Source organism: Bacillus sp. ISL-39, assembly GCF_018613295.1.
Classification (GTDB): Bacteria; Bacillota; Bacilli; order Bacillales; family Cytobacillaceae; genus Mesobacillus.
This window is the reverse complement of the sequence record NZ_JAGGQM010000005.1, coordinates 231,464-252,613: the sequence shown is the minus strand read 5'-3', so window position 1 is coordinate 252,613 and position 21,150 is coordinate 231,464. Positions and strand designations below refer to the sequence as shown.

The following is a 21,150-nucleotide window of genomic DNA, read 5'->3' as shown; positions in this document are numbered from 1 at the left end:
TAGTGTTTAGAAAAATAAAAGCATGGACAGAAAAATCGCCCGGAGAGCGGGCGATTCTTTTATTCAGCCAATTTTACAAGCATATGTGCAAGAGCATGCTGTTGTTCTTTTGTGCCAACCTTCCAAAGCTCCTGCAGCAGCTGCTCCTCTTTGTTTCGCGGTGTGACATTATCAGCAAGGTAATCGGCAACCTTTTCCGCCGTTTTCGCAAGCTGCTCTTCATCAAGCCCCGCTGTTTTGCCAAGCTTGATCCGTTTGCTTAAATAAGTCCTGAACTCATTGAAATCCCCAAGGATCTCATCCGCCTGCTGCGTATCCATCCGTTCCAGGGTCTCATCCACCTTGCTAGTATCGACTTCGCCATCTTTATGAATCATATGGTCTTTTTCCATGTAAAAAACCTCCTTGTGAAAGATATATATTAAATACCCTGATGGCCGAATCTAGTAAACCTGGAGGAGCACATTCAGAACTAGATAAAAAAGGGAAAATACTAGAGATAAATTTTTCCTGGCGCGAATATCTGATGAGGGGTGATACTTTGGGGCTCTTTTCGCTTATGATAAAGTAATTTTCACTAATCTTAATAGACATCAAAAAGAAAAAATTCCAGGTGCCGAATTTTTTTTGTTTTGTAATTCATTTTTTGTTGAAAAGAGCTTTAATCAAAAAAGGTGCGGGCCGCTGGGCCTGCACCTTTTTTGAGTCCGACATACGGACGATGGGAGGAGTAATTCTGTTGTTGCTATTCAATTTGCGCTCTGGGGTAAATCGATTTTAAATGTATCGATTTAAGACCAGCGTGCCTTGAGACAGCAGCGCGAATCTTCCTCCGCTTGCATAGCCAATGACATATTCCGAAGTCGCCGTAAAGTCTTTCAACTTAACCAGTCCCTTCATAACCAGTATTGGCGTTGCTCATATCCTGCGGACTTACTTAGAGGAGTGTCCTGCTCAAGCTATTCAAAAAATTGCGGTCCATCGATGTTAAGTCCATCGATTCAAGACCAGCGTTCCTTGAGATAGCAACGCAAATCTTCCTCCGGGTGCTAAGCCAATGACGTATTCCGAAGTCGCCGTAAAGTTTTGCACTTTAACCAGTCCCTTCTAGGTTTTGTATTGGCCTTGCACTATACATATACCCGCGTGAAATCACAGAAAACTTAATAAACTCAATTAAAAGTTGGCATTAAATCCAATAATAGGAAGATTAGATTTGTTTTTGTTCCTTCAGAAGATCGCGGATTTCTTTTAAAAGCTCTTCTTTTACATCAGGAACAGGAGCTGCAGGCTTGGCCGCTTCTTTTTTTCGATAGTGGTTGATGATTCTCACAAAGATGAAAATGGCAAAGGCGGTGATGAAAAAGTTGACGACGGCCTGAAGAAACGAACCATATGCTATTACTTTGTATTTAAGATCAGAAAAGTCAGCGCCAAAAGTAGCCAGTCCTACAATCGGCATGATAATGTCATCGACAAGCGATGAAACGATTTTTCCAAATGCGGCCCCGATAATGACTCCGACAGCGAGATCCAGCACATTGCCTTTAAAGGCGAATTTCTTGAATTCATTCCACATCCTAATGTTCCCCCTAAGGTTTATATCTTATATATACTGCGAGATTGTGAGGCAAAAAGCAATAGGGCCTGCTCCCATCAGGGGAGCAGGCCCGAGTTTTACTGAATCAACCTCATTTTCAACGCTTTGACGGCTGCATCGGTCCGGTTTTTCGCATCGAGTTTTTGGATGATGGCTGAAATATAGTCACGCACAGTGTAGGAACTGAGGTGGAGTGCGTCAGCAGCTTCATTGATGGAAGCACCTTCGGCAATCAGCTTGAGCACCTCTCGTTCACGGATAGTCAGTACGGCACGCTGGACTCCGAAAAGCTGGACGGCATCCTCATAGTACTGGTTCAACAATTCACCGCCATATTGTCCGAATTTGATAAGAGCGGTCAGGGTCTGGTTGTTGACGGTAAATGATTTGTGTTCTCCGCGGTCAAGCAGTGCAAGACCAATCAGTTTATTTTCAGCAGGCACATAGATTGGCAGGACAACCAATGATTTCAGGCAATAATCATGGACGTATTTTACAGGCAAAATTTCAGCTGCATCTTCGATAAAAATTGGTTTGGAATGGCTGAACTGCTTCAAGTATTTCGTAAGCAGCGGAAATTCGGCAATACTCTCCTTGATGTGCTGCACAGAGCCTGTATTGACGTTATAGGCATGAACGCCGACTCCGCTGTGCTCCCCGGGGGAATAGATGAACAGGGCGCAGCGTGAAAATGGCAGGTAATCAACCAAGCCCTGGGTAATCATTTTAACAGCTTCCGAAGCGCTTTGGGAACGGATCAGCCGCTGCTGGAACAGAAGGGTAGCATCCTTCCACTCAAGTTCACTTTCCAGGTGATTCAGCTTCATTTGTTTCAGATACATTTTTCGAAAAGTTTCCTTTTGCGCCTCTGTCACAGTCTCCGCTTTATCTTTCACGCAGATTAACAGTGTTTCCGTCAGGCATGGTACCGTGATAATTTGAGGATGTTCCTCTCCTGGTGACAACAATCTGGAAAGCGCCACTGACAGGTCTGATGCATGCTCAGCTTGAAGCCCCTCGCATATGGTGACCAGCTGTTCATTTACCAAAAGGTCATCGGCGCAAACGATTTTGTTTACTTTGCATTGGGATTTTTCATTGCGGATGACCGCAAGCCAGTTACTAGGAACTGCACGCAGGCTCAACATCATCTTCAGCCATTTATCATCCTGGTATTCCAGCTGCTGCGTCCGCAGGACCTTGTCGAGAATTCTCGTAAAAAAGACCTGTACCGCCTGGTGCTCGAGGAATCCAGCATTCCTTTTCTTTAAGGCTTTATGAAATAAGTTCTCAACTGCGCTGATCAGAAAGATGGCGTCAAAATCATCGACGAATTCAGGGTGGCGTTTTTGCCACCTTAGGACTAATAACTGGATGAAATCATTTGAAGATTCAAAAGTGGTCCGTGAAAGGTTGTTGAAGCCATAGACAATCATGCTCTCAAATTCAGATACAAGATTATTTTGCCAGGCTTTCATGTCCTTCTTTAAATGTAGCCATTCTTTAAGAAACGGTTTCTCGCATTCTTTTAAAAGAAATAAACCTCTAATGGCCAAATCCTCAATCTTATGTTCCATCAGGCAACCTCACTCTCAAATTCTGGTAAAATAACATTCGTTTAAAAATTCAGAATTATGTCCGTCACTTCTTTATACCCCGACACTTAACGGGGTTACCACGTTGTTAACGATTTTTTTCGGAGTTGTAGGCTTGATTTTTCGGGGATATGTTATTAACAAGAATTAATTTTGAATTTTAAAAATATTTTAATGGAGGTGGCTTCCTTGAACGGAGCTGTCGTAATGGAAAGCAAGACGAATAAGAAGGTTTTTTGGGGTGCGCTGGCAGCTGGACTTCTTGCGCTTGGAATCTTACTGGTGTCGTTCGGTGTATCAGGTGTCGCATATGCAGTCCCGATTGCGGGTGTAGGAGATTTTTATGTTGAGTTCGATAAGCTTGAAGGTGAAGGCTACAAGTTCTACCCAAAACTTGGTGAAACGAGCAGTTCAGACGCCGCTCCACAAGGTACAAATATCATTAAAACCCTGACTATCGACAATCTGCAATTATACAAGGATTTTCAGGTTGGCGGAGACTGGATCCGCGTTAAAATCCAGGCATCGAAACCTGTACAGATTTCAGGACTTCAGCATGATGCTGGCTTGATTGAAGCAAATGCCAAGTTCCAAAACCTTGTGCTAGAAGAAAATAACAGCACGGACTGGACAAAACAGTTCCAGCAAACATCGAGCACAATTATCCTTGAAAATGCCAAATTGAAGACTCATTACTTATTCCAGGAAACGATCAATATGGCTGGCATGAAATTGACGGTGGAAAAAATCGATAAGAAATAATCGAGGTGACAGGCATGGTTTTTAAAAAATGGAGGCACACGAGGCCTTTTTTTGGAGCAATTTTGACCGTATTAAGCGGACTGATGATTTTATGGGTACCATTGAATCTTTATCTAAGCACCTTTCTTCCAGGATCGGTAGCCGTCATCGGCTTGTTGTTTGGCGGCCTGATCACACTGATGGGACTGATGTCCTTCTTTTTGCCGAGTGCCTCTAAAGCGCTGGGCATCATCGTCATCTTTTTATCCATACTATCGGTCATCGGCGCTCTGGGCGGCTTCCTTTTTGGAACGATATTCGGTATCATCGGCGGGGCCTTGCTGACAGCATGGCGGATGGTGCCTGCGGAAGAGTCGGCAGGAGCACCTGTCGCGGATGCCGCTGTGCAGCCAGCCAAAACGGGATAAAGGGGAGAAGAAATGAAGAATCGAATATTTTTAGTAGTGATGTGCCTTCAGCTAGCTGCATTGTCCTTCTTCCCTTTTATTGAAAAAACGAATGCAGCAGGCATTGATGCAGAGGGATTTATAATCCAGGCTGACCGAGTTGTTGGCGAAAATATGAAAGCGATGATTATCGTCGGCGAGACCTCCGGCTCAAGTGCTAGGCCAATGCTGCGGATCACCTACGACTCAGCAAAGATTTACGGCATGAGGCTGACAAAACAGTTCAAGACTTCGGGAGGGACGGTTAGCCTCACAATGAAAGCAAGCGGCCCTGTTCATATTAAAGGGATGCAGGTCGATGCCAGCGCCATTTCATTCCAGGGAGCATGCGTGCACGCGGCAAAAATCATTCCGAATGCGGCTCTTGAAGGCGTGACGATGGTCGCCCATTCCATGAATGCAGCAAACAGCAGCCTCGACCAGTTAAAACTCCAAACAGTAAATGGTGATGGCGGAGTACAGAAGCCAGGCAAATTGGAAATTTTACAGGAGCTTGGGGCAATGCCTTTTGGACAGATGAAGAAGGAAATCGAGAAAATCACCAGCGGCCAGCTTCCGCTAACTTGCGAAGGTGCTACTGAGGATGGGGTGGAGGAAATGATAGGGGGGGTTACCGAGCCAGTCGATGACTTGCTTGATGAAGTAACGGATCCGCTTGATGAAACAATCGGGAAAGTGACGGACCCGATTGATGGATTAATCGGCAAAGTGACCGATCCCCTCAAGGATACAATCGGAAAGGTGACAGACCCGCTAAAAGGGGTGAGCGATCCACTGAAAGACACAGTTGAAAAGGTAGTATCTCCTGTTGAAGAGACAGTCGGCAAAGTGACCGAACCTGTAAATGAGATCGCCAAGGAAACGACGGACACGGCAAAAAAAGTGACAGAGCCTGTGGCTGAGCCGGTGAAGGAGACCATGGATGAAACAGCCAAAACAGCGTGCGAAAAGCTGGAGGCTGCAAATGGCGAGATCACAAAAGAGCTGGCACTGGAATTGATCGATAAGGCGCTGGCCGAAAACAAAATGCTAGATGAATTATGCCCGACAGACGCAACGTTGACAGATCAGCTTGAAAAATGGACAGAAGGGCTTCTCGATTCTCTCGGACTTCTGTCACTTCTAGGATTGAAGCCAAGCGAGGAAGAACAGCTGAAGAAGATGAGGGAGGCTATTTTAAAAGAGCCTGATGGTTCTATAATTGATTTCTAACTTTTACACAGCAAAGGCAGAGGATGGCTCCTCTGCCTTTTTAATATTTTATTGCGAATGACTTATAGGTTTCGGTTTTCTCTGTTTCGTTCACTTCAATATGGTCAACAGTGGAGAAAGGATTGCCCCTCCGTACTTCATCGATGAACTTTTCAAGGTCAGGTCTGGAACCAGAAGCAAGGATTTCAACGCCGCCCTCCTGCAGGTTCTTCACCCAGCCAGTAATGCCAAACTGGATCGCCTTCATTTGAGTATAATACCGATACCCCACACCCTGAACCTCACCCGTCACAATAATTTGTAATTGGATCAAGACGTCGCCCCCAGATAAACAAATAGGTTAACAATATATCTAATGTTATATGTAATGATTGCTTGGTAACTTCATTATAGCACAGTGATATCTGGTGCATAAGGGAAAAGGAAGTTTATATTTTGGTTAATGTAGTTTCGAAACGAACTAGCAGGCAGCAGAAACTGGGCAAGTAAGGAGAAGGGGTGGATATGGTGGCAGAGTTAATTCTGGACTAAAACAGGTTTGGTTGCAAAAGCAGAAAAGCTGTCAAGAAAACGAAGGAATTAAGACAAGATTGGATGCAAAAGCAGAAAAGCTGTCAAAATAACGCCTGAATTAAGACAGGTTTGAGGAGGTTAGAGTAAAAGTTGTCAGAAGTAAAGCCAAGTTCGGGCGGGTTGGAGAGGAAAAGAGCAAGAGCTGTCAGGAGCAGGTCTCACTTCTGTAATAAAGATTTCCCGAACACGTAAAAAAACAGCCGAACAGAGTGAAATGTCCGGCTGTTTGCTTTCACATTTCCAATCTTACAAAGCCCAGTCTCCATTGCGGAACACTGGCTCAGCAGATCCATCTGCTGTGATGCCGTCGATGTCCATTTTATCGGAACCGATCATGAAGTCGACGTGCGTGATGCTTTCGTTCAGGCCGTTTTCAGCCAGTTCTTCTGAAGACATCGTCTTGCCGCCTTCTACGCAGAATGCGTAAGCACTTCCGATTGCGAAGTGGTTTGACGCGTTTTCATCAAACAATGTGTTGAAGAATAATACATTTGATTGAGAAATCGGCGAGTTGAATGGTACAAGGGCAACCTCACCAAGATAGTGTGAACCTTCATCAGTCGCCACGAGCTGCTTCAGGATTTCTTCGCCTTCTTCTGCTTCAACGCCGACGATTTTTCCATTTTCAAAAGTGAGCTTAAAGTTGTCGATGATGTTTCCCCCGTAGCTAAGCGGCTTAGTGCTTGAAACATACCCGTTCACGCCAGTTTTCAACGGAACTGAGAAGACTTCTTCAGTCGGCATATTTGCCATGAACTCGTGTCCTTGCTCGTTCACGCTGCCAGCGCCAACCCAAATGTGCTTCTCAGGAAGCTCGACTGTCAGGTCTGTACCTGGTGCTTTATAGTGAAGCTTCTTGTAACGCTTGCTGTTCAGGTAATCAACCTTTTTATGAAGAGAAGCATCATGATCTTTCCATGCAGCAACCGGATCTTGTGTATCCACACGGACTGCTTTGAAAATTGCATCCCAAAGCTTCTGCACAGCTGTTTCCGCAGTTTCCTCAGGGAACACCATTTTTGCCCATCCTTCAGAAGGAGCGGCAATGACTGTCCAGCTTACTTTATCGGACTGTATGTATTTACGGTATTTTGAAAGTGCGGTACCAGCGGCTTTTTGGAAGTTGGCGATGCGCTCAGACTTCACACCTTTCAATAAGTCAGGACTAGAAGAAACGATTGACATGAAAGCAGCGCCGTTCTCTGCAAGGTCTTCTACTTCGCGTGCGCGCCATTCAGGATATTCCGCAAACGCCTCATCTGGTGCAAGGTCGTACTTCGTCCTGTTCACAACATCATCATTCCAGTTTACTACAACATTTTTAGCGCCGGATTCGTACGCTTTTTTCACAACAAGACGGACAAACTCTGCAGAGTCAATCGTTGTATTGATGACAAGCGTTTGGTCCTTCTGGATGTTAACGCCAACCTTGACAGCAAGGTCCGCATATTTTTCTAAATTGGTTTGAAAGTCACTCATTTATTTCGCTCCTTTTCTGAATCTTCTTTTACATTGTAACGATTTTATAGGAAAAAAGAAACTTAAGTCATTCGACTTAACTAGACATTATAGCGCCGGAAATGGACGCTCTTTACCTGTCTAAAATTGCTAGCCTATCAAACTAGCATCAAGGCAGCAGCGTAGGGTAAAATAGAGCGGTATAAAAAGGGGTATAGGAGGTTACTAAGAGATGAAATTTGATGTAGTTTTATTGCGGTTATCAGCGATCTATGCTTTCATTGGGGCATTCCTCGGTTCGCATATGGCTGGTGCCGGCAGTTATGCCATCCGCCCGGTCCATGCACATATACTGGTTGTTGGCTGGCTTAGTCTGTTTGCTTTCTCAAGTTACTACCGTTCTTATGTCGTGCCCAGAACTTCAAAACTAGCATTATTTCATGTCTGGACAGCAATCATTGGGAGCTTCGGCTTGACTCTGGGCATGTGGCTTTATAACGTGAAACCATTCCCGCTGCCAGAAACTTTCACCATGGTGTTTTATATCGTCGGCGGATCAACTTTGCTTCTCAGCTTCCTGCTATTTGTGTTCATGACCTTTAAATATAGCGAGGCAAAGGTGAAATAATAAATAAAAATCCATGCAGAATCCGCTTCTGCATGGATTTTTTATGTGTTTGGAATTTTTAATAGACTTCATCATACTATGTTTGTACTTTCTAATTAATATATTGGCTAAAATCCAAATATATCGACCACTTTTTGCGATAAATCAGCGAAAATCCAAATATATCGACCACATTCTGAAATATATCGACCAACTCAAAATTCATACTAAAATCCGTATTTCAATTTAATAATTTCGCTCAAACACCGGCAGCCTTCTTACTGTCATACATCCGGAACATCACCCAGAACAGTACCGCGCTCAAAATGGCGAGAATGCTGAGGATGGTGAACGTCCAGCCGTAACCGATCCAGACAGTGAGCGGGATGCTGATCGGTGCAATCGTCCTGCCTATCGTATATCGCAATGAAGCGGCGGCAAAATACTGGCCGCGCATTTGTTCAGGTGCCAGGTTGGAAATGAAGGTTTGCTGCAGCCCGGCTGTCATCAGCTCAGCCAACGTGAACACAGCCATTGCTGCAATTAAGCCCCAAATCCAATTTGTCGCACCGAACATCAAAATCGCCACAGCATAAATGAGCGAGGACAATACAAACACGTTTCGTTCGCGGAAACGGGTCACCCATCTTGTTACAACGACAGTAAAGAGGGCTACCAGCAAGCCATTTTCAGAAAGAATCAATCCGAAAGCCTGCTCGCCATTGACGGTGAATACCTTGCTGCCAAGTTCAAGAACGGTTTGATTATGCACTGTATCCTTTGTGTAAACAGGGAATAGCAAATCAAGCTGCATGAATGTTTGCGCCGCTAAAATCCCTGCGATAATGAACATGAGAAAAACCTTATCCTGGATAATGACCTTGTAATCAGCGATCTGCTCTTTAAGGAAGTCATACCATTTCCCATTTTCCGCACGTGCCTGCCTTGCTGAAGCAGGTACTGTTTCACGCGTCCATTTTGCGAGGACTAGCGCAAGCAGGATGGAGATGATTGCGACCGCTATCATCAATTCAAACCGGTACTTGACATAAAAAATGGCTCCGAGAATCGGGCCGACAACAACAGCAATATTGATCTGCGTATAAAAAATCGCGAATACACTGCTGCGGTCTTTTTCAGGGACCACGTCCGCAACCATCGCCTGGCTGGCCGGCCAGTAAATGGAGCCGAACATCCCGACGAGCGTAAAGCAGATGAACCCGAGCAGCGGCGAGGTGAACCATGGTGAAACCGCATAGGCAAAAACAAGAAAGGCAATTCCCTGGCCAAAAGCTGAAATCACCATCATCCGTTTGCGCCCGAACCGGTCGGCGGTATACCCGCCCATCAAATTGGCGAATACCGAAAAGACCTGGGATAAGACGAGCAGGAAGCCCGCGTTGCCCTTCCCGAAACTTTCCGCAAAATAAATCGTTAAAAACGGGAAAAACATCCAAAATGTTATATTCATTAAAGCCTCGCCAAACAAGCGAATCTTCAAGTTTCGATCCCAATCCCTAATCCTCATGATGTTACTCCTTTTATCTAAAAGCTGTTTTCGCATTGATTGTTGCTTTTCGACATATACTAAAATCTCGCTAAAAAAGGTGTCGGGGCTCTTTCCGAGGAGACCTTTGAATCAAGATTGCTTTAGTACTCGTAAAAACCAGGTGCCGGTTTTTACTTTTGGTTGAGAAAGTAAAAAAGTTTACGAAAAAAGAGCCTATTTGAATGACAACCAACGAATATCATACTACTCCCAAGGAATTTTTTACAAGTTTAATCTTTCAATAGTTGGCGTTCAACATGCTATCGATTAAAAAAAGCGGCACGAGGGCCGCTTTAGGTATTACTATAGAGTTTTAATCTTTATCTTCCATTGCTGCCTTCAGCAAGTCTCCGAGGCTGGTGCCGAAGTTTTCCTGGGATGGCGAGTATTTTTCCTTCAGCTTTCGTTCCTCACGCTTGGATACGCCTTTATTCTTTCTATCCTCTGCCTTTTCAACGACATTGCAGCGGCGGCACTGGAAGTAGGCGCCTGCCTTGCCGTTGTGGATTTCCATTCGTTTATGGCACTGAGGACAGCGTCTTTGTGAAAGCTTTGGATCCTTATGCTTGCGGAAGCCGCACTCGGGGCTTGAGCAGACAAGGATGCGTCCTTCCTTTGTCTTGCGTTCCTTCATGAATTCACCGCACTCAGGACATTTCGAGCCTGTCAGGTTATGGGCGCGGTAGGTTTTATCGCTCGTCTTGATTTCGGAAACAAGGCGCGCCGTCTGTTCACGGATCCGTTTCTTGAACGCCTTCGGATCGCCTTTTCCGCGGGCGATTTCTTCAAGCTCCTTTTCCCATTTTGCCGTCAGTTCAGGAGAAGTCAGTTCATCATTCACCAGGTCGATGAGCTGCTTGCCTTTTTTCGTTGGATACAGGCGGCCGTTCTGTCTTTCCACGACCTCTGACGATATGATTCGCTCAATGATCTCCGCACGCGTTGCCGGAGTGCCGAGCCCGAATTTCTCCATTTTTGCCAGGATATCCGATTCTGACAATCGAAGCGGCGGTTCGGTCATTTTTTTATTCATGCTAATCTGGCCAACTGAGTAGCTCTTGCCTTTTTCAAGATGGCCCAAAGATTGTGTACCTGCATCATCCTCGTCTTTCCCGAGTACCTTTTTAAAGCCGATTTCCATGATGTTCGTTTCCCGAGCTGACAGTGATTCCCCTTCGACATCGAAATTAGCATGGATTACTTCATACTGATAAGCCGGGTAAAATAAAGCCAGGAATCGGCGGACGATCAAATCATACAGCTTCCGTTCATCCGGTGATAAATCGGCAAGGTGAAGCCGCTCCTCTGTCGGGATGATCGCATGGTGGTCGGTTACTTTTTCATTATTGAATACCCGGCGCGCCTGAACTTTTCCTTTTTGGGCAAGGGCAGGCTTCGCTTCGTCACGATAGCCGGACATGATTCCCTGCAGGCGGTCCGCCATTGTCGCTTCCATATCGGTCGTCAAATAGCGCGAGTCCGTACGCGGATAGGTGACGAGCTTATGCTGTTCATACAATCCCTGCAGGACATTGGATGTTTTCTTTGCCGAAAAGCCAAAACGCTTATTGGCGTCACGCTGCAGTTCCGTCAGGTCATAAGGAAGCGGCTGAGGTTCTGATTTTTGTTTGCGGTCCATCGATTGCAGCAAAGCCTTCTTATTGGTTAGCTTCTTTTGAATTTGTTCTGCTTTTTCCTTTGAAAATATCCGTTTTTCGCCATTATGCTCCCATTCAGCATTCAAAGAGCCGACCTTCGCCTGGAGTGTCCAGTATTCCTTAGGCACGAACTTATTGATTTCATCCTCGCGCTCCAGAACCATGGCGAGTGTTGGTGTCTGGACACGGCCAGCAGATAAAGGGTCCTTGAATTTCGTTGTCAATGCCCTTGAAACATTCAAACCAATCAGCCAGTCAGCCTCTGCACGGCAGACAGCAGATTCATACAAATCCTCATACTGCTTGCCAGGCTTGAGGTTTTTAAAACCGTCCTTGATGGCGCGGTCCGTCTGTGAGGAAATCCACAATCGCTTGATTGGTTTCTTCCAGTTGATGCGCTGGAGAATCCACCTGGCGACCAGCTCACCCTCACGACCGGCGTCGGTGGCGATAATGAATTCACCGACATCCTTGCGTTCAGCAAGGTGTTCAATGGCTTTGTATTGGTGGCTCGTCTGCTTGATCACCTTCAATCCCATTTTATCCGGGATGATCGGCAGCTCCTCAAGCTTCCAAACCTTATATTTTGGGTCGTAATTCTCAGGCATTTTCAATTCAATCAAATGGCCGAGCGCCCAGGTGACGATATATTGATTTCCTTCGAAATAGCTTTTATGACTTTTATTGCAGCCAAGTACACGCGCGAGTTCACGGGCAACACTTGGTTTTTCTGCAAGTACTAATGATTTCATGATTGCTCCTTTCAAAACACAACAATTTTACGTATGCTTTACTTAGTATAAATGAAATAGGAGATTTTTTGTAATGGGGGAGACCATGAGCGACTATATTAAAGAAATCCGCGCACTTATTGGCAGCAGGCCTCTCATTCTGGTCGGTTCCGCTGTGCTTGTTTTCAATAGGGAATATGAAGTATTGCTGCAGCTAAGGACTGATACAGGCAGGTGGGGAATTCCGGGAGGGGCGATGGAGCCTGGAGAAAGCTTTCAGGAAACGGCACACAGGGAATTACTCGAGGAAACAGGTCTGCATTTAAAAAGGCTGAAATTTTTAGAAATGGTTGCCGGGGAAGAATACTATTTCCGATATCCTAATGGCGATGAGATATATAATGCGATCGCTTTGTATGCCTGCGAGTATTGGGAAGGCGAGCTGAAGATGAATGATGGGGAGAGCAAGGACCTGCGCTTTTTCCCGTTAAACAGCCTGCCTTCGTTAACAGAAAGGCAAAAGCTGATTATAAACAAAATAAAAGACAGCGGATTCTTGCCTGAATTCAGGCATATCAATCTTAATGTTATTATGGAGTGTGCCGAGGTGCTGGAGCTGCAGAGAAAATCATACAAAATAGAAGCAGATCTAATCGGCACAGATGAAATCCCGCCGTTAAAGGAAACATTCGAGCAGCTTCAGGATTGTGGAGAAACCTTCATTGGCTATTATATGGAAGGCAGGCTTGCTGGGGCGCTCTCTTTTAAGAAAGAAGGGAAAGTTATCGATATCCATCGGATGATGGTTCACCCTGACTTTTTCCGCAGAGGTATTGCCAAAAAGCTGATTTTTCAGTTAGAACAGATTGGATACTCAGAAATGCTCGTTTCAACAGGTGCAGACAACAAGCCGGCAACAAAGCTTTATGAAAAACTAGGCTTCAAGCGGCAGAATGACTCAGTTGTAGGCAACGGACTTGTACTTGCCCATTTTAAAAAACGACAGGGTTAATTCAAAGCAAGAAGAAGGGCCTGGCACTCTGCCTGGCCCTTAACCTTTTATTCTTTAATATACACCGCAGTACCTGTAGCGATGCACATCATCATGCCTTCCCGCAATGTTTCAAAATCGAGGTCGACACCAATTATGGCATTTGCACCCAGGCGGCGGGCTTTATCTTCCATTTCTCGAATCGCAATTTCGCGGCCCTCGGCAAGCTTGTTCTCATAGGCCGAACTTCTGCCGCCAATCACATCGGTAACACTTGCAAGGAAGTCGCGCACGACATTGGCTCCCATAATTGCTTCCCCAGAAACTATCCCTAGATATTTCTCAATTTCCCTGTCCTGCAAAGTCGAAGTTGTAGTTACGATCATATTAATTCCTCCTCCAATTCTTGTTATTCTGTTAAAAAACTGTGAATAACTACTTATACGATTCCCTCTGGAAAAAGGTTTCAATAAAAAAAGAACCCGGCTATTATTTGCCAGGTCCAGCCATTATTTATGCTTCGTCTTCCTCTACACGGTTTTTGAACGCCTCCTGGACGACTAGGAATTCCTCATCTTCCTGCGCCTCTGTTTCAGGACGCTTTGGTTTTAATGCGCCTGAGGGCAGGTCTCCTGGATGGCCTTTTTTCTTGTGGTTGAACCCTTTGCCTCTGCTCATTCATGAACCCTCCTTTCTTGTTCAATCTAGTTTTTCCTGTTGGAACCTGAAATATAAGAAATCAGCTGCATATGATTGTATAGATACAAATTTAAATAAAGGAGGGCGGCTGCAATGGATGAAAAATTGTACGCTGAGGATTTGGTTGAATGTCCGACTGTTTTTTGTGCGAACCGGGATGACCAGGCCCCGCTTTTTACAGCTGATGCATTGATCAATGGTGACATAAAGAAGATTAATCTTGAGGATTATCGGGGAAAGTGGGTCATCTTATTTTTCTACCCAAGTAATTTTACCTTTGTTTGACCGACAGAGCTGGCGGCGGTCGCCGCTGTATACCCTTATATAAAAGCGCTGGGTGCTGAATTGCTGGCAATCAGCACTGACAGTGCTTATTCACACAAGGTTTTTAAAGAGACTTCTCCTTCTTTGAAAAATGTTACGTATCCAATGGTAAGCGACAGGACGCAGGTAATCAGCCGTGCTTACCGTGTTCTAGATGTGACAACTGGAGCCTGCTTCAGGACTTCAGTTTTCATCGACCCCGGTGGCATTATCAGAGCGAAGCTTACTTATCCCGGAAATGTCGGCCGCAACCTTCCTGAGCACGTAAGGATGCTGCAGGCTTTCGAGTATGCAAAACAAACAGGAAAAGGTGTGCCGGCGAACTGGGTGCCGGGCCAGCAAGGAGTCAGTACAGACCCATCAAATATAGGAAATATTTAATGCGTGCAGGTCCTGATAATCAGGGCCTGTTTTTATGTCAAGCTCCAGCGCTTGTCGTGACTGACCAAGGCGATACGTTATTCTTGTTTGTCTGTGACCAGCATCACAATTGATGGATAAAAATGTCACAAATTCTCAACAAAAATCTCCGATATCACTCACAAAGTTTTTTTAAAATAGAATTGAGATTATGTTAAAAATTTCACAAATAATAAATAGGGAGGTATCAAAGATGGATGAGGTCCTGATATTAAGCCGGATCCAGTTTGCTGTGACTGTTTTTTATCATTTTTTATTTGTCCCATTAACGATTGGTTTAGTCATTCTCGTTGCCATCATGGAGACAAAGTATGCACGCACCCTGGACCAGACGTATAAGCGAATGGCTGATTATTGGGGAAAACTGTTCGCGATCAACTTTGTGCTTGGTGTGATTACCGGCATTACGATGGAATTTCAATTTGGCACGAACTGGTCCGAATACTCGAAGTATATGGGCGATATTTTCGGGTCGCCGCTCGCGATTGAAGCTCTGGTCGCCTTTTTCCTTGAATCCACCTTCATGGGCATCTGGCTGTTCGGAAAAGATAAGTTTTCACCAAAACTGCGGGCATTTTCGATCTGGATGGTCGCTCTCGGTACGAATATTTCTGCTCTCTGGATCATTACTGCCAATGGCTTCATGCAAAACCCGGTCGGCTATGTTCTTAACAATGGCCGAGTCGAATTGAACAGCTTCAGGGAGCTCGTCACTAATCCTTATGCCTGGTATATGTTCGTACATACTGTTGTAAGTGCCTATATTGTGGGGGCGTTTTTCATGATGGCCATCAGTGCTTACCACCTGCTCAGGAAAAACGAAACGGCATTTTATAAAAAGTCATTCAAGTACGGTCTTGCCATGGCCTTGTTTTCTGCGACTCTCACACCAATCATCGGGCACCAGTCCGGTGTTTTCGCTGCTAAAATGCAGCCGGCAAAAGGAGCGGCTATGGAGGCAGTCTGGGAGACACAAAAGGACATGCCATTCCATCTTATCCAGATTCCCGATCAGGAAAACGAGCGCAATGCTTTTGAGGCAATCAGCATTCCGAAATTGGGCAGCTTCTTCTACACCAACTCCTTTGATGGGAAAGTCACTGGTTTGAAAGACATTCCCAAGGATGAACGGCCTAACGTGGAACTGGTCTTTTACGCGTTCAGGGTAATGGTCGCTCTAGGAGTCTTTTTCCTGGCTGTTTCCTGGTACGGCTTGTACCTTTATCGGAAAAACAAACTGGAGAACTCACCAAAATACTTGAAACTGGTCCTATATTCTGTACTGCTGCCGTATCTGGCGATTAATGCCGGCTGGATGGTAGCAGAGGCGGGACGACAGCCATGGGTTGTGTACGGATTGATGAAGACATCTGAGGGTGTGTCGCCAATCGCGTTGTCCCAGGTGATCTTCTCCTTGGCAGCTCTCGTCATTTTTTACACAGTTTTATTGATAGCAGATGTCTATTTGATCATCAAATATGCGAAAAAAGGTCCGGAATCAGAGGTTAAATATGGCCTTGGAGGAGGCGTGAAACATGTCTCATGATACACTTGCAATCATTTGGTTCGGTTTGTGGGGATTGATTTGGACGGTTTATTTTATCCTCGATGGATACACCCTTGGGACCGGGATGCTGTTCCCGTTCATCGCTAAAAACCGCCAGGAGCGTAACCAGCTCCAGGAGGCGGTCGGACCTTTCTGGGGCGGGAATGAGGTCTGGCTGATAACAGCTGGAGGAGCGACATTTGCGGCCTTCCCGGCTGTCTACGCGGACATGTTCAGCTTTTTGTATACGCCGTTGTTCCTGGTGCTGATTGCTTTGTTCATTCGGGCCATCGGACTTGAATTCATGCATAAGGACGACAACCCGCTATGGCAGGCAGCGTGTAAATGGGGCTTCTTCACCGGCAGCTTTTTGATCGCCTTCTTATTCGGTGTCACCTTCGCCAATCTGTACCGTGGATTATTGATCGGTGCCAATGGCTATGAAGGCAATTTGTTCAGCTTGTTGAATGGTTATGGCATTTTGGGAGGATTGCTGTTTGTCTCATTGTTCCTTCTGTCTGGTTCATTATGGATTCAGCTGAAGACAGCAGGGCAAACCGCAGTCCGAGCATACAAAATATCACGGATAATGGCTGGCATGGCTCCGGCGATGCTGTCGCTGTTCTTTCTGGCGACAGTGAACAGGACGCCATTGCTGGATAATTACTCACAGCAACCGATCCTCTGGACTGTGCCGGTAATCGCACTGGCTGCGATGCTCGTGGCAGTCTACTTTATTTTTAAAAAGAAAATCGGCTATGCCTTTACCGCTGTCTGCTTGACGATTTTCACAAAAATGGCCTTCGGCTTCGTAGGGATGTTCCCGAACATGCTGCCATCAAGAATAGACAATGCCTACAGCGTGACACTTTTTGATGCTGCAGGCAGCAAGCTCAACCTGACCATTATGTTCGTCGTTGCAGTCATTTTCGTGCCAATTATCATTGCCTACCAGTCCTGGAGCTACACACTTTTCAAGGATAAAATATTAAAGGAAAGCGCAAAGGGATATCAATAAGGAAAGGCGTCTGGGTGACCAGACGCCTTTGATTATGTGGGGAATTGCTTTAATGCTTGTCCAGCAGGTAGAGTTTCAAGAGGGCAAAAGTGGATAATAGACATTTCCGGAGCATCGAAATCTTAAAATGTCTATTGGAAAGGATTTAATAGACATTTCCAGCAAAGAGCAGCAGCAAAATGTCTAATAAAAGGGGTTTAATGGGCATTTCCAGCAAAGAGCAGCCTCAAAATGTCTAATAAAAGGGGTTTAATGGACATTTCAGGCAAGGAGTAGCAGTAAAATGTCTAATAAAAGGGGTTTAATGGACATTTTTGGCAAGGAGCAGCAGCAAAATGTCTAATAAAAGAGGTTTAATGGACATTTCAGGTAAGGAAAGGCTACGAAATGTCTATTAACCATTCTCCCTGGGAGTAATCCGAGCCTGATTAGATTTAAATAAAAGAGACCTACCAGTACAATGATAGGTCTCAAAATACAAATTAATATTCTGTTGTGGTCGGTTTAAGCTTGGTTCTATCCAATGTTTTTTCCTTGTTTGCTTTAACCGGATTTTCTGTAAAGAGATAACCGGCATAGGCTTTGTTCCATTTTTTGATTGCCAGATAAGATAGTAAGACTGTAATCGCAAGTATCCCAGTGATGATTGGCCAAAATGCTGAAGAAACATAACCTCCATCGTACGCTAATCCAATTGGCGAGAAGACGACGTAGATGATGGCAACGAGCGCCAGCAGGACAACAGATACAGGCAACGAGTACTTCCATGGTACCATGTCGACTGCTGCCTCGGAGTGGAAAGTATATGGCTTTGCTGTTGGTTTCCATTTTCCGATGGCGATCATGATTGCCACTTCGACTACAAACAAGATTGCGTAAATGTGGATAAAATGAATCGGTACAGCAAAATCGAATAGATGCTGCGTACCCCAAACGAGCATATAGTAAGTGATCACGTGGAAGATGATCACGACTTTAGCTGCAAGTGCAGGTACTCGTTTTGTGAAAATCCCGACAAGCAAGATGACGATGATTGGAATATTGAAAAAGCCTGTGAACCTTCTGATTAAATCCCATAATCCTTCGGGTGCGTTCATCAGCATCGGGGCGATACATAATGATACGACAGCCAGCAGTGTCCCAGCTATTTTACTTACCGATATTATTTTGCGGTCATCTGCTTCAGGGTTAAAGCGTGCTTTATAAATATCAAGCGCGAACATCGTTGCTGCGCTATTCAATAATGAGTTGAATGAGCTTAGTACTGCGCCAAGCAGGACAGCCAGAAAGAAGCCGGACATCCAGGTTGGCAATACATCGGAAATCAACGCTGGATAAGCCAGGTCAACTGACTTCAGCCCATCTCCGTACATATGGAAGGCAATGACGCCGGGAATCATCATCGTCAGCGGCACTAGCAGTTTATAGAATCCGGAAATCAAAACGCCTTTTTGGCCTTCTGCCAGGTTTTTCGCCCCAAGGGTACGCTGGATGACATATTGGTTTGAAGCCCAGTAGAATAAGTTAGCGAAAATCATCCCGGTAAAAATGGTGCCGAATGGAACGGAATCTTGCTTTGTCCCAATTGAATTCATTTTTTCAGGGTTCGTAGTAGCGATTTGTTTCATCCCGTCCCCAATATTGCCATCGCCTAGTGCGATCAGGCCCAGTATTGGGACAAGAAGGCCAATGATAATCAAGCCAATCCCATTCAATGTATCCGAAATCGCAACAGCTTTCAGTCCGCCGAAAATCGCATAGATGGCCCCGATGATTCCTATGAGCCAGATGACAATCCAGACAGATGCTTCATACGAGATGCCGAACAGCTCTGGAAAGTTGAAAAGCTGCAATACGGCAAGTGCACCTGAATAGAGCATCGAAGGCGCGGTAACAAGAATGTATCCAAGCATAAAGAGAAGAACCGTGTACTGCCTGACACCTTCATCATATCGTTTGCTCAAAAATTCAGGCAGCGTTGTGAAATTGCCGCGAAGATACTTTGGCAGCAAATAGATGGCCATGATGATGATGGCAAAAGCAGCTGTCACTTCCCATGCCATGTTGGAAAGATTGGTACGGTAGGCTTGTCCATTCAGGCCTACCAACTGTTCTGCCGAAAGGTTGGTGAGCAGGAGAGAACCTGCAATAAAGCCGCCGGTCAACCCGCGGCCGGCTAGAAAATATCCAGCTGAATCGCTGACTTCTCCTTTTGTCTTTACATACGAATACCACGCGACGAGCCCCATGAAAAAGGCTGCTGAAATAAGAGTAAATCCTATACCCCCAAAAAACATCTTGTCGACACCCCTTGATGTGTAATTATTTTACATACTAAATAACCTGCTTGCTAACTCTTTAAACCTTTAGTGTGATAAAATCATCTCTTTTACCAAATATTTAAATTAGAAAATACTGGATTAAAATAATATAATAATAGGAGAAATACTAAAAATGGACGACTGGAGTGGTTCAGATGGATTTTTCAATGGTGGTGTCGGAGGATCGAATCAAGCGTGCATACAAAGATGGAGAGTTTGAAAATTTGCCTGGCTACGGAAAGCCTTTGAATCTAGAAGATATGTCAGCCGTGCCAGAGGACCTGAGAATGGCCTACAAGATGCTGAAAAATGCAGGTTTTTCTCCAGAAGAACAGAGGCTCAGGCAGGAAGTGATGTCCATCGAGGATTTGATTCGTACATGTGAAAATCCAGAAGAAAAAGACAGACTGAACCAGGAACTTAGTCAGAAGCTCCTAAGGTACAATAAAATCATGTCCAGCAGGGGAGCTAAAACAAATTCCTCTCTATTTAAAAATTACGAACGGAAAATTGAAAAGAAGCTGTTATAAAATAAAGGGCCAGGCGGAGAAAACTCCAGCCTGGCCCTTCTGTTATTAAGATGTTTCAATCAACTACGGATTTGCTTACGCTCCGAGTGTTTTGATTTTTTCAGCAGCTGCTGCTGTTTGGCTGACGTATGCTGCGATTGTCTCATTATCGTCATTCAATGTTTCAATCGTTGCGTTCATTTCTTCCAGGCCTGCTGTTGCCTGCTCAATGATGGCCGCCAGCTCACGTGTTGAGGCTTCAACACCGCCTGTCTGATTTTTAACATCACTGACAGTCAATTCGAATTGGCTGAATTGGTTCGTCAGTTCACGAAGGGTGCTGCTGACTTCCGTGAAGAAACCGGAAACCTCTCCGACTGCGGAACGGCTCTCTGCCAGCTTTTCACTGCTGTCGTTCATTTTCTCCAGAGCTGCTGAGTTTGTTTCATTAACAGAAGTAAGGTTCTCGGTAATTTGGATTGCTGTTTCTTTTGTCATTTCCGCAAGCTTGCGTATCTCATTGGCAACAACTGAGAAGCCTTTGCCTGCCTCACCGGCGCGTGCAGCTTCAATCGAGGCATTGAGCGCAAGCAGATTTGTTTGCTCTGTGATGTTGCGGATGTTGACGATGAACCCGTTCGTTTCTTCAATCTTCTTCGTGAGCATGGAGAATGTCTGGCTGAGTTCGGAAATTGAAGCAGCCAGCTCCTTCATGTCGCCCTGGAGCTCGGTGAGTTTAACGGAGCCGCTCTCGGATGCTTTTGCAGCCTGCAAAGTATTGTCAGAGAGCAGGACGGACATATCGGACATTTCATCCATTCTTTGCTTTGTCAGTTCTGCATTTTCGGAGATTTGGTTGATCTGTTCAGTCTGAACCTGGCTTCCGGCAGAAATTTCATTTACAGCGATTTTCATTTCTGTTTGCGAAGACAGATGGGTCTGGATTTGTCCATTTATTTTACCGAGACTCTCCGTCACGACGAGCAGCTCACCATGCAGAAGGGCACTATGCTGCTCTTTGCGGACTTTTTCATTTTCAGATTCCGCAAGAAAAGCTTCCAGTGATTTAAAGGCATTTCCATTTAAACGGATCAAGACGAACAGCACTGCGCCAAGCAAAATATAGCAAAG

Annotated in this window: 20 protein-coding genes and 1 pseudogene; 10 read left to right on the top strand and 11 right to left on the bottom strand. The window is 45.2% G+C overall.

The genetic code is table 11. The features are described 5' to 3' along the window. Positions 1-59 precede the first annotated feature (59 nt). The 3 genes from J7E37_RS07295 to J7E37_RS07285 all read right to left on the bottom strand — a co-directional run bounded on the left by J7E37_RS07295 (position 60) and on the right by J7E37_RS07285 (position 3,177). Positions 60-392 carry a DUF3243 domain-containing protein gene (locus J7E37_RS07295; RefSeq protein ID WP_192469650.1) on the bottom strand — a complete coding sequence of 111 codons (333 nt, stop codon included), beginning with the start codon at positions 390-392 and terminating at the stop codon, positions 60-62. 818 nt (positions 393-1,210) lie between these two features. Next, positions 1,211-1,579: a large-conductance mechanosensitive channel protein MscL gene (mscL, locus tag J7E37_RS07290; protein ID WP_214735709.1), complete on the bottom strand. Its 369-nt coding sequence runs from the start codon at positions 1,577-1,579 to the stop codon at positions 1,211-1,213. Positions 1,580-1,677: 98 nt separating this feature from the next. Next, complete coding sequence (locus tag J7E37_RS07285) at positions 1,678-3,177, bottom strand: response regulator transcription factor (RefSeq protein ID WP_215023270.1); 1,500 nt, start codon at positions 3,175-3,177, stop codon at positions 1,678-1,680. A 207-nt stretch (positions 3,178-3,384) separates the two neighbouring features. Between J7E37_RS07285 and J7E37_RS07280 the strand changes: the two genes are divergently transcribed. Genes J7E37_RS07280 through J7E37_RS07270 form a run of 3 tightly spaced genes read left to right on the top strand, consistent with a single transcriptional unit; the run spans position 3,385 to position 5,615 of the window. Continuing rightward, positions 3,385-3,957, top strand: a complete 573-nt coding sequence (locus J7E37_RS07280) for a DUF6230 family protein (protein ID WP_214735707.1) — start codon at positions 3,385-3,387, stop codon at positions 3,955-3,957. A 14-nt stretch (positions 3,958-3,971) separates the two neighbouring features. Beyond that, positions 3,972-4,364, top strand: a complete 393-nt coding sequence (locus J7E37_RS07275; RefSeq protein ID WP_215023268.1) for a DUF6114 domain-containing protein — start codon at positions 3,972-3,974, stop codon at positions 4,362-4,364. A gap of 12 nt (positions 4,365-4,376) precedes the next feature. After that, positions 4,377-5,615 (top strand): hypothetical protein, encoded by a 1,239-nt coding sequence (locus J7E37_RS07270; RefSeq protein WP_215023266.1) that lies wholly within the window; start codon positions 4,377-4,379, stop codon positions 5,613-5,615. Positions 5,616-5,655: 40 nt separating this feature from the next. Here the strand turns inward: J7E37_RS07270 and J7E37_RS07265 are convergent, their stop codons facing one another. Then, on the bottom strand, positions 5,656-5,928 hold the full coding sequence (locus J7E37_RS07265) for an acylphosphatase (protein WP_192469644.1): 273 nt from the start codon (positions 5,926-5,928) through the stop codon (positions 5,656-5,658). 506 nt (positions 5,929-6,434) lie between these two features. Next, entirely contained in the window at positions 6,435-7,667 is a 1,233-nt protein-coding gene (locus tag J7E37_RS07260) for an aminopeptidase (RefSeq protein ID WP_215023264.1), read from the bottom strand. A gap of 211 nt (positions 7,668-7,878) precedes the next feature. On the opposite strand from J7E37_RS07260, the gene J7E37_RS07255 reads away from it, so the two are divergent. After that, complete coding sequence (locus tag J7E37_RS07255) at positions 7,879-8,274, top strand: hypothetical protein (protein WP_214735703.1); 396 nt, start codon at positions 7,879-7,881, stop codon at positions 8,272-8,274. A 238-nt stretch (positions 8,275-8,512) separates the two neighbouring features. On the opposite strand, the gene J7E37_RS07250 is transcribed toward J7E37_RS07255, so the two are convergent. After that, positions 8,513-9,781 (bottom strand): MDR family MFS transporter, encoded by a 1,269-nt coding sequence (locus J7E37_RS07250; RefSeq protein WP_214735702.1) that lies wholly within the window; start codon positions 9,779-9,781, stop codon positions 8,513-8,515. Positions 9,782-10,115: 334 nt separating this feature from the next. After that, positions 10,116-12,212 (bottom strand): DNA topoisomerase III, encoded by a 2,097-nt coding sequence (locus J7E37_RS07245; RefSeq protein WP_215023263.1) that lies wholly within the window; start codon positions 12,210-12,212, stop codon positions 10,116-10,118. 85 nt (positions 12,213-12,297) lie between these two features. On the opposite strand from J7E37_RS07245, the pseudogene J7E37_RS07240 reads away from it, so the two are divergent. Further along, a pseudogene (locus J7E37_RS07240) lies at positions 12,298-12,729 on the top strand (NUDIX hydrolase); the annotation flags it as partial. Between the two features lie 54 nt (positions 12,730-12,783). Beyond that, positions 12,784-13,203, top strand: a complete 420-nt coding sequence (locus J7E37_RS07235) for a GNAT family N-acetyltransferase (protein ID WP_214735749.1) — start codon at positions 12,784-12,786, stop codon at positions 13,201-13,203. Positions 13,204-13,250: 47 nt separating this feature from the next. On the opposite strand, the gene J7E37_RS07230 is transcribed toward J7E37_RS07235, so the two are convergent. Both J7E37_RS07230 and J7E37_RS07225 read right to left on the bottom strand, forming a co-directional pair. After that, positions 13,251-13,568: a YbjQ family protein gene (locus J7E37_RS07230; protein ID WP_214735700.1), complete on the bottom strand. Its 318-nt coding sequence runs from the start codon at positions 13,566-13,568 to the stop codon at positions 13,251-13,253. 127 nt (positions 13,569-13,695) lie between these two features. Beyond that, entirely contained in the window at positions 13,696-13,860 is a 165-nt protein-coding gene (locus tag J7E37_RS07225; RefSeq protein WP_214735699.1) for a hypothetical protein, read from the bottom strand. Between the two features lie 114 nt (positions 13,861-13,974). Between J7E37_RS07225 and J7E37_RS07215 the strand changes: the two genes are divergently transcribed. From J7E37_RS07215 to cydB, 3 genes are all read left to right on the top strand, one after another. After that, positions 13,975-14,586, top strand: a complete 612-nt coding sequence (locus J7E37_RS07215; protein ID WP_251009527.1) for a peroxiredoxin — start codon at positions 13,975-13,977, stop codon at positions 14,584-14,586. A 232-nt stretch (positions 14,587-14,818) separates the two neighbouring features. Beyond that, on the top strand, positions 14,819-16,171 hold the full coding sequence (locus J7E37_RS07210) for a cytochrome ubiquinol oxidase subunit I (protein ID WP_215023262.1): 1,353 nt from the start codon (positions 14,819-14,821) through the stop codon (positions 16,169-16,171). Further along, a complete protein-coding gene (cydB, locus tag J7E37_RS07205; protein WP_215023261.1) occupies positions 16,161-17,189 on the top strand; it encodes a cytochrome d ubiquinol oxidase subunit II in 1,029 nt (342 codons plus the stop codon). The genes J7E37_RS07210 and cydB overlap by 11 nt, the downstream gene beginning before the upstream one ends. 482 nt (positions 17,190-17,671) lie before the next feature. Here the strand turns inward: cydB and J7E37_RS07200 are convergent, their stop codons facing one another. Then, positions 17,672-19,486: a solute:sodium symporter family transporter gene (locus tag J7E37_RS07200; protein ID WP_215023260.1), complete on the bottom strand. Its 1,815-nt coding sequence runs from the start codon at positions 19,484-19,486 to the stop codon at positions 17,672-17,674. 179 nt (positions 19,487-19,665) lie between these two features. Here J7E37_RS07200 and J7E37_RS07195 point away from each other — a divergent pair, with 179 nt between their 5' ends. Next, on the top strand, positions 19,666-20,040 hold the full coding sequence (locus J7E37_RS07195) for a DnaJ family domain-containing protein (RefSeq protein ID WP_192469633.1): 375 nt from the start codon (positions 19,666-19,668) through the stop codon (positions 20,038-20,040). Between the two features lie 75 nt (positions 20,041-20,115). On the opposite strand, the gene J7E37_RS22590 is transcribed toward J7E37_RS07195, so the two are convergent. Beyond that, positions 20,116-20,820: a methyl-accepting chemotaxis protein gene (locus tag J7E37_RS22590; protein WP_251009547.1), complete on the bottom strand. Its 705-nt coding sequence runs from the start codon at positions 20,818-20,820 to the stop codon at positions 20,116-20,118. Positions 20,821-21,150 lie beyond the last annotated feature (330 nt).